Source organism: Neisseria sp. P0001.S005, from assembly GCF_051963715.1.
In genome coordinates this window covers 25,435-34,448 of sequence record NZ_JBQCTZ010000021.1, presented here as the reverse complement: position 1 = coordinate 34,448, position 9,014 = coordinate 25,435, and the positions used below count along the sequence as shown (strand labels likewise).

Annotated in this window: 5 protein-coding genes; 4 read left to right on the top strand and 1 reads right to left on the bottom strand. The window is 50.1% G+C overall.

Annotated elements, in window-relative coordinates; translation table 11 throughout:
- The 4 genes from nusA to ACTHSP_RS04885 all read left to right on the top strand — a co-directional run.
- A partial coding sequence (nusA, locus tag ACTHSP_RS04900) for a transcription termination factor NusA (protein ID WP_440345735.1) occupies positions 1-1,251 on the top strand: 1,251 nt, incomplete at its 5' end.
- 11 nt (positions 1,252-1,262) lie between these two features.
- On the top strand, positions 1,263-4,157 hold the full coding sequence (gene infB, locus ACTHSP_RS04895; RefSeq protein ID WP_314512265.1) for a translation initiation factor IF-2: 2,895 nt from the start codon (positions 1,263-1,265) through the stop codon (positions 4,155-4,157).
- Positions 4,158-4,506: 349 nt separating this feature from the next.
- Entirely contained in the window at positions 4,507-7,245 is a 2,739-nt protein-coding gene (locus ACTHSP_RS04890; protein WP_440345734.1) for a calcium-binding protein, read from the top strand.
- Positions 7,246-7,355: 110 nt separating this feature from the next.
- Complete coding sequence (locus ACTHSP_RS04885) at positions 7,356-7,913, top strand: nitroreductase family protein (RefSeq protein WP_314511523.1); 558 nt, start codon at positions 7,356-7,358, stop codon at positions 7,911-7,913.
- Positions 7,914-7,991: 78 nt separating this feature from the next.
- Here ACTHSP_RS04885 and ACTHSP_RS04880 read toward each other — a convergent pair whose 3' ends face one another.
- Positions 7,992-8,873 (bottom strand): carbohydrate kinase, encoded by an 882-nt coding sequence (locus ACTHSP_RS04880; RefSeq protein WP_314511521.1) that lies wholly within the window; start codon positions 8,871-8,873, stop codon positions 7,992-7,994.
- Between the last annotated feature and the right edge of the window lie 141 nt (positions 8,874-9,014).

Here is a 9,014-nt window from a genome sequence, read left to right as displayed (position 1 = left end):
GAAATTCCCGGCACAACCATCCAAATCGGCGAATACTACGAAGAGCAGCTGCCAAACGAAGGCTTCGGCCGCCAAGCAGCTCAAACTGCCAAACAAATCATTCTGCAACGCATCCGTGATGCGGAGCGCGAGCAAAACCTGAACGAGTTCCTCGCTTCTAAAGAAGACATCGTTTCCGGTACGGTAAAACGCGTCGAGCGCCACGGCATCATCGTTGAAGTCGTAGCAGGCAAACTTGACGCACTGATTCCGCGCGAAGAAATGATTCCGCGCGAAAACTTCCGCAGCGGCGACCGCATCCGCGCCCTCTTCCTGCGTGTGGACGAAATCGGCAATACCGGCCGCAAACAAGTCATTTTGAGCCGTACCAGCGGCGACTTCTTGGCCAAACTCTACGCCAACGAAGTGCCTGAAATTGCAGACGGCCTGTTGGAAATCCGTGAAGTAGCACGCGACCCAGGCCAACGCGCCAAAGTTGCCGTTAAAGCCAACGACCAACGCATCGACCCGCAAGGTACTTGTATCGGCGTGCGCGGTTCCCGTGTTAACGCCGTGAGCAACGAATTGTCCGGCGAACGCATCGACATCGTATTGTGGTCTCCTGAGCCAGCCCAATTCGTGATGAATGCGCTGTCTCCTGCCGAAGTAAGCCGCATCGTGATTGACGAAGACAAACACGCCGTTGACGTGATCGTTGATGAAAACCAACTGGCGCTGGCCATCGGCCGCGGCGGTCAAAACGTCCGTTTGGCTTCCATCCTGACCGGCTGGCAGCTGAACATCATGACCGTTGAAGAAGCCGACGAGCGCAATGCCGCCGAAGATGCGGTTATCCGCAACCTCTTCACCACCCACTTGAACATCGACGACGAAACCGCCGATATCTTGGTGGAAGAAGGCTTTGCCACATTGGAAGAAGTTGCTTACGTTCCAGCGGCAGAATTGCTCTCGATTGACGGCTTTGACGAAGAAATCGTTGAAACCCTGCGCAACCGCGCACGCGACGCGATCCTGACCATTACCATCGCCGCAGAAGAAAAACTGGGCGAAGTGTCTGAAGACATGCGCAATTTGGACGGTGTAGATTCCGATATGTTGCGCAAACTGGCCGAAGCCGGCGTTACCCAACGCGATGATCTGGCCGAATTGTCTGTTGACGAATTGGTCGAAATTACCGGTGTTGACGAAGAAGAAGCCAAAAAAGTGATTTTGGCTGCACGCGAACACTGGTTTACTGAAGAAAACAACTAAGGGGGTACTGAATGAGTAATACAACCGTAGCGCAATTTGCCGCCGAACTAAACCGCCCCGTCGATGATTTGCTTAAACAATTGAAAGAAGCCGGGGTCAACAAAAACAGCGGTAATGACAGCATAACCACTGACGACAAACAACTGTTGACTGCTTACCTGCAAAAGAAAAACGGCAGCAACAGCGGCACTATCAGCATCCGCCGCAAAAAAACCGAAGTCAGCACCGTTGACGGCGTAAAAGTGGAAACACGCCGCCGCAGCCGTGCCGTTACCATTCCTTCTTCCGAAGAATTGGCAGCGGAAGCCAAAGCCAAAGTAGCAGCGGAAAACCAAAAAGCCGAAGCAGAAAAAGCAGCCGCTCAAGCTGCCGAAGAAAAAGCCAAAGCTGAAGCAGAAGCTGCCGCAAAAGCCGAAGCCCGTGCCAAAGCAGAGGCCGAAGCAGCCAGACTGAAAGCAGCCAAAGCCGCACCAAAAACGGAAGGCAAACCTGCCGAAGCCAAAAAAGAAGAAGCCAAACCGGCTGAAGCCGTAGAAGCCAAGGCCGAAGCAAAAGTTGAGGCTAAAGCAGATAACAAGCCGTCTGAAAAATCCGCTGAAGCTGAAAAACCAGCCGAAGCCAAGAAACCTGCTAAAGCCAAACAAGACAAAGGCGGCAAAGGCAAAGAAGCGAAAAAAGCAGCCAAACCTGCCGCTCCTGCCGTACCGCAACCTGTCGTCAGCGTGGAAGAACAGGCTCAACGCGATGAAGAGGCCCGTCGTGCCGCTGCCCTGCGTGCGCATCAAGAAGCCTTGTTGAAAGAAAAACAAGAGCGTCAAGCACGCCGTGAAGCCATGAAACAACAGGCCGATCAAGACTCAAAACCTACTAAAGAAGCCAAATCAGGCGAACGCAACAAACCTGCCGAGAAAGCAAAAGCGGCATCCGGCGAAGGCAAATCCGAACACAACGCGCGCGGTAAAAAAGAAGACCGTCGTGACCGTGACGAAGAAAACCAAGGCCGTAATGCCAAAGGTAAAGGCGGCAAAGGCGGCCGTGACCGCAACAATGCACGCAATGGCGACGACGAACGCGTACGCGGCGGCAAAAAAGGCAAAAAACTCAAACTTGAGCCAAACCAACACGCCTTCCACGCGCCGACCGAACCTGTCGTACACGAAGTTTTGGTACCTGAAACCATTACTGTTGCCGACTTGGCACACAAAATGGCCGTTAAAGGCGTCGAAGTGGTGAAAGCCCTGATGAAAATGGGCATGATGGTAACCATCAACCAATCTATCGACCAAGACACTGCCCTGATTGTGGTGGAAGAACTCGGCCATATCGGCAAACCTGCCGCAGCCGACGACCCTGAAGCATTCTTGGATGAAGGCGTTGAAGCAGTAGAAGCCGAAGCATTGCCGCGTCCTCCGGTTGTTACCGTGATGGGTCACGTTGACCACGGTAAAACTTCCCTGCTGGACTACATCCGCCGCGCCAAAGTGGTACAAGGCGAAGCGGGCGGCATTACCCAACACATCGGTGCATACCACGTTGAAACCCCGCGCGGCGTGATTACCTTCTTGGATACTCCGGGTCACGAAGCATTTACCGCCATGCGTGCGCGCGGTGCGAAAGCAACCGATATCGTGATTCTTGTGGTAGCAGCCGACGACGGCGTGATGCCGCAAACCATCGAGGCAATTGCCCACGCTAAAGCTGCGGGCGTGCCTATGGTGGTTGCCATCAACAAAATCGATAAAGAGGCTGCCAACCCTGAGCGTATCCGCCAAGAGCTGACTGCGCACGAAGTCGTGCCTGACGAATGGGGCGGCGATGTACAGTTTATCGACGTTTCCGCTAAAAAAGGTCTGAACATCGATGCATTGCTCGAAGCCGTCTTGCTCGAAGCCGAAGTTTTGGAACTGACTGCCCCAGTCGATGCACCTGCCAAAGGTATCATCGTTGAGGCACGTTTGGACAAAGGTCGTGGCGCGGTTGCCACATTACTGGTTCAAAGCGGTACGCTGAAAAAAGGCGATATGCTGCTGGCCGGTACTGCATTCGGTAAAATCCGTGCAATGGTTGACGAAAACGGCAAAGCCATCAATGAAGCCGGCCCGTCTATCCCTGTCGAAATCCTCGGCTTATCCGACGTACCGAACGCAGGCGAAGATGCAATGGTATTGGCCGACGAGAAAAAAGCGCGCGAAATCGCCCTCTTCCGTCAAGGCAAATACCGCGACGTGCGCTTGGCCAAACAACAGGCCGCGAAACTGGAAAACATGTTCAACAACATGGGCGAAAACCAAGCCCAATCCTTGTCTGTCATCATCAAGGCAGACGTACAAGGTTCTTACGAAGCTTTGGCGGGCAGCCTGAAAAAACTGTCCACAGACGAAGTGAAAGTGAACGTGTTGCACAGCGGCGTTGGCGGCATTACCGAATCTGATGTCAACTTGGCCATCGCTTCCGGCGCATTCATCATCGGCTTTAACGTCCGTGCAGATGCTTCCGCACGCAAACTGGCTGAGAATGAAAACGTGGAAATCCGTTACTACAACATCATTTATGATGCCATCGACGACGTGAAAGCCGCCATGAGTGGTATGCTCTCTCCGGAAGAGAAAGAGCAAGTCACCGGTACGGTCGAAATCCGTCAGGTTATCAGCGTATCCAAAGTCGGCAATATTGCAGGCTGTATGGTTACCGACGGCGTGGTCAAACGCGATTCCCATGTCCGCCTCATCCGCAACAACGTGGTTATCCATACCGGCGAGCTGTCTTCTTTGAAACGCTACAAAGACGACGTCAAAGAAGTCCGCATGGGCTTCGAATGTGGTCTGATGCTCAAAGGCTACAATGAGATTATGGAAGGCGACCAACTCGAATGTTTCGACATCGTCGAAGTTGCCCGTACTCTGTAATCAGACAGGCCGTCTGAAAAAAAGAAGCAGGTTTTGCAATGCAAAACCTGCTTCTTTTTTTCAGACGGTCTTTTTACAACCATTCATAGTTTGAAACTATTGAAATTGATGTGTGGTATATAAGAAACAAAACAGCCGCACAAGGCAAAGCCATTTGGCAAAAGAATAGACGGCAAACTAAGCATGATAAGGCTCTCTATATATTGTCATATCTTAACGTTTCTGTTGTTTTTATCAAATTTCGGCACTAGTATATACAGCCTAAACACAATACAAATTAAGCAATACCGGCAATATGCCGGATACGTTTACTTCCTTGTTACTCTCATCAATATCTAAAGAAAATATCATGACAATCGAAAAAGCAATGCGCATCCGCAATGCGCAATTTGAATTACGACATTTAGAGCAATTACAGCCATCTCCCCTTGCACAAGCAACAACAGGTACTTCGAGAGATGACGTTTATTATGTAACCCGCAACGACGATAAAATCATTGAAAACCCAGAGGGCGAAGATGATACGGTTTACAGCAACGTCAGCTATACCCTTCCAAACCACGTTAAAAACCTTGTTTTGACCGACACGGCCAACATTTTTGGCGCAGGCAACAACAGCAACAACATCCTCATCGGCAATGAAGGCCGCAACCGCCTCAACAGCGGTCGCGGTGACGACATTGTTTACGGTGGCGGCGGCAACGATTTCATCAACGGCGGCGAAGGCAACGACCATCTTTTTGGTGAAACAGGCAGTGATACCCTCAATGGCGAAGCAGGCAACGATGTGCTTGAAGGTGGCGAAGGCGACGATACCTACCTTTTCTCTGCCCAAAGCGAGCAAGACACCATCATCGACAACCAAGGCCACAACAGCATCCGCTTCCATACCGACCTAAGCCTTAACGATTTAACCGTTGAAGTCCGAAACAATGAAATCGGCGGTCATGACTGGCTGATTGCCGTGAAAAACAGCAACGCCGTTTTAACCATCAAAAACCAATACACTCAAAACGGTACCACACCGGCAGTCTCCCAATTCATCATCGGTACACAAAAACTGGATGTAAACAGCTTTGCCAAATATTTCAATATTTCCCTGTCTGAGCATACCGAAAGCGGTCAGACCATCGATGGCAGCGACAGCAATGACCATCTGATCGGAACATCCGGCGATGATATTATCGACGGCAAAGCCGGTGCCGACATTATGGAAGGTGGGGACGGAAATGACACTTACTACGTTGATGATGTAAAAGATGTGGTGATTGAACAGGCTGGCGGCGGCGAAGATACCGTATTCAGCAGCATTTCCCATACTGCCGCTACCCACGTCGAAAATGTTACCTTGATCGGCTCGGCCAATATTTTTGCCGCCGGTAACAACAGCAATAACATCCTGACCGGTAACGAAGGCCGCAACCGCCTCAATAGCGGACGCGGTAATGATACCGTTTACGGCATGGGTGGCAACGACAACCTAAACGGCGGCGATGGCAACGATTATCTAGATGGCGGCGACGGTAACGATCTCATCAACGGTGATGCAGGCGACGACATTTTAGTGGGCGGCAACGGCAAAGACATTCTGAAAGGCGGCGCCGGAAACGATACCTATATCTACGGCGACAACGATACCATTATCGACAACCAAGGCATTAATATCCTCAAGTTTTCAGACGGCCTGAATAATGCCAAGCTCAACCTGAAGACCATTCATAACGATGATGGCAGCCAAAGCTGGGAAATTACTTCGGAACAAGGTTCAGCCCTGATTCAAAACCAAATCGGCGCGGATGGCAGTATTTCCATCGACCGTTTCCAGCTCAACGACCAAACCTACACCGCCGCGCAGTTCCAACAAGCCTTCCAAGCGCTGAAGGCCGAAACCATTAAACTCGTCGGCACAAACGACGACGATATCTTGCATGGTAATGCAGGCAACAATGAAATCGACAGCGGCAACGACGGCCATGACACCCTTTATGGCCACGATGGCGATGACATCTTGCGCGAACACAGTGCAACCTATTACAGCACTGAGCCGGATTCCGACGATAAACTTTATGGTGGCAACGGTAACGACAAACTTTATGCCCATGTAGGTGCAGACTTACTCGACGGCGGTGCAGGCAATGATTATCTGGAAGGCAGCGAACACAATGACACCTATGTTTTCGGGAAAGGTTACGGACACGACACCATTTTCGACTACAACTTCGGTTTTGATAGCGAGGCAAGCCTACACAGACTCAACGCCAACGTCGTGAAATTTACCGGCGGCATTACCCTTGACGACCTCGAAATTACCGTTGAAAAAGGTTACGACAAAACCGAGATTGCCGACATACCCGACAGCAACCAATTTGTATCACCCCCCCTGTTGGATGGCGATACTTGGCATATCCGCATTAAAGGCACGGACGATGTTTTAACCATCAAAAACCAAAGCGGTATTTATGGTGCGATTTCCGAGTTTCAGTTTGACGGCAATACCTCATACAGCACGGGCGAGCTGATCAACCACTTCAAACTGTCTATCCCGCACATGATCGACAACAAAAACATCGTCCAATACACCGGCCAACCCGTTGAAGAACTCAACCGTGATGTGTACAACAACTTTAACCACACCATCCATGCCGATAGCGACAACAACGATTTAGATTTGTCGCGTTACACTTCTGTTGTCGAATACAGGGGCAACCGCAGCGATGAAACCATTACTTTGGGCCGAGGCATCAACATTGTTGATACGGCCGGTGGTAACGATACCATTACCGACCCGGGTGCCGACAACACCGTTATCATGTTTGGCAGAAACAGCGGCAACGACACCTTCAATCCGTATGGTGGCAGCGATACCCAAGTCCGCTTCAAAGAAGGGTTGACGCTGAAAGATTTACAGTTGAAAACCGGCGATGATTGGGTCTTAACCATCAAAGATACAGGCGATACTCTGACCATCCATGACATTGCCAACAATAATGTCGACAGCTTTGTATTCGGAAACGGTAAGAGCTACACCGCCGACGAAATCAGCAAAGCACTGATTACTGAAAATACACAAAACAACGGTATCCTGTAAAACTCAAAGGCCGTCTGAAACCTTAATTCAGACGGCCTTAGTCCTTTGCTGATTTATTTATCGTTCTGCTATATAATTATTCTCATTCGAATTCACAAGAAAGAATAAAAATGGATGCCTTAAATCTCCTAACCACACGTCGCTCTTCCAAAAAACTGACTGCTCCGGCGCCCAATGCCGAGCAACTGGAACAAATGCTGCAAGCGGCAACACAAGTTCCTGATCACGGCAATATGCGCCCTTTCCGCTTTACTGTGATTCAAAGCGAGGCCGGCTTGCAACGTTTCCGCGAGCTGTTGAGCAAGACCGTTACCGAACTCAACTTCGGCGATGATGCCATGAAAAAAGCCGAACGCGTCGGCAACATGGCACCTATGATTATCGGCGTTACATTTACGCCAAACCGTGAAGTGGCAAAACCCAAACCTGAATGGGAGCAAATGCTGACTGCCGGCTGCGCAGCCTATGCTTTACAACTGGCTGCTTCTGCTCAAGGCTTCGACAATGTTTGGATTACGGGCATGTGGGTCAACAGCCCATTGTTGCGCGAAGCATTTGAGTGTGCCGACAAAGACAAAATCATCGGTCTGATGATGATTGGTTCGCCGACCGAAGAAGGCGGCGGTCCGAAAAATACCAACTTGGAATGTTTTACAACTTATTGGTAAAGCCTGAAAACACTATGGCCGTCTGAAAACCTAATCTGAAGGTTTTCAGACGGCCTTTTTATATCTATTATCGAAGCATCAAGCCGGATACATAAACGCTTCAATTTCTTCCAAAGAAATATCCGCCGTCGCACCATGACTCGAAGCAACCAACGCGCCCAACGCACAAGCAAAAGCAATGGCTTCTTGAGGAGGCGCATTGTTCAGCAGTTTGTAAGTCAAACCGGCAAGGAAGCTGTCGCCTGAGCCGACAGTATCCACCACTTTGACGCGGAAACCGCAATGACGGTACAACTCGCCGTCCTTATACAAAACCGCGCCATGACTGCCCAAAGTCACGCAAAGGATTTTGACGCCGGTCAGCTCAACAAGGTAGCTGATATTCTGCTCGATACTGTGATAAGGAGAGCCATAAGCCGCAGACAATTCATACAACTCATCATCGTTGAGTTTGACCATATCGGACTGTTTCATGGTCTCCAGCAAGCGGGCAATATCGTAATGCGGCTTGCGCAGATTAACGTCAAAAATTTTGAATTTGGCTTCTTTCAGCAAAACTGCCAAGCTTTTACGCGAAACTTCATCACGGGTTGCCAAGCTGCCAAAAACGAAAGCATCAGACTCTGCCACACGTTTGATTGCCGCATCATCAACCGCAATCCTGTCCCACGCGCAAGGGGAAACAATCTCATAAGACGCGCTGCCACACTTGTCCAAGTGTACTTTCACCAAGCTGGTCGCACATTCGTGACAAACCTGCAAATAATCAGTATTGACGTTTTTACTTTGAATCTGGCGTAGCAATTCTTCGCCATCGGCATCATCGCCGCGACGGCTTATGATGGCAGTATCGATACCCAAAGACTGCAAACGAACGGTAACATTCAGGGGTGCACCACCCAATACCTTTCCGTTTGGAAAATCGTCCCACAGCACTTCGCCGAAACTGGTTACTTTCATTCTTGGCCTTCCTTTTTTGAGGTTGATTGGCAGGGTCTGCACACCCGACAGATTTTTTGCAAATCATGTACTTGTAGTAAAACTCCAGCATCGGGGGCAAAAGTATTATGTTTTAAAATATTGGGACTGACAAGCAATTAA

Bases quoted from the DNA above. Each gene is read 5' to 3' on its own strand.
- infB (WP_314512265.1), top strand. From the start codon at position 1,263: ATGAGTAATACAACCGTAGCGCAATTTGCCGCCGAACTAAACCGCCCC.
- ACTHSP_RS04890 (WP_440345734.1), top strand. From the start codon at position 4,507: ATGACAATCGAAAAAGCAATGCGCATCCGCAATGCGCAATTTGAATTA.
- ACTHSP_RS04885 (WP_314511523.1), top strand. From the start codon at position 7,356: ATGGATGCCTTAAATCTCCTAACCACACGTCGCTCTTCCAAAAAACTG.
- ACTHSP_RS04880 (WP_314511521.1), bottom strand. From the start codon at position 8,873: ATGAAAGTAACCAGTTTCGGCGAAGTGCTGTGGGACGATTTTCCAAAC.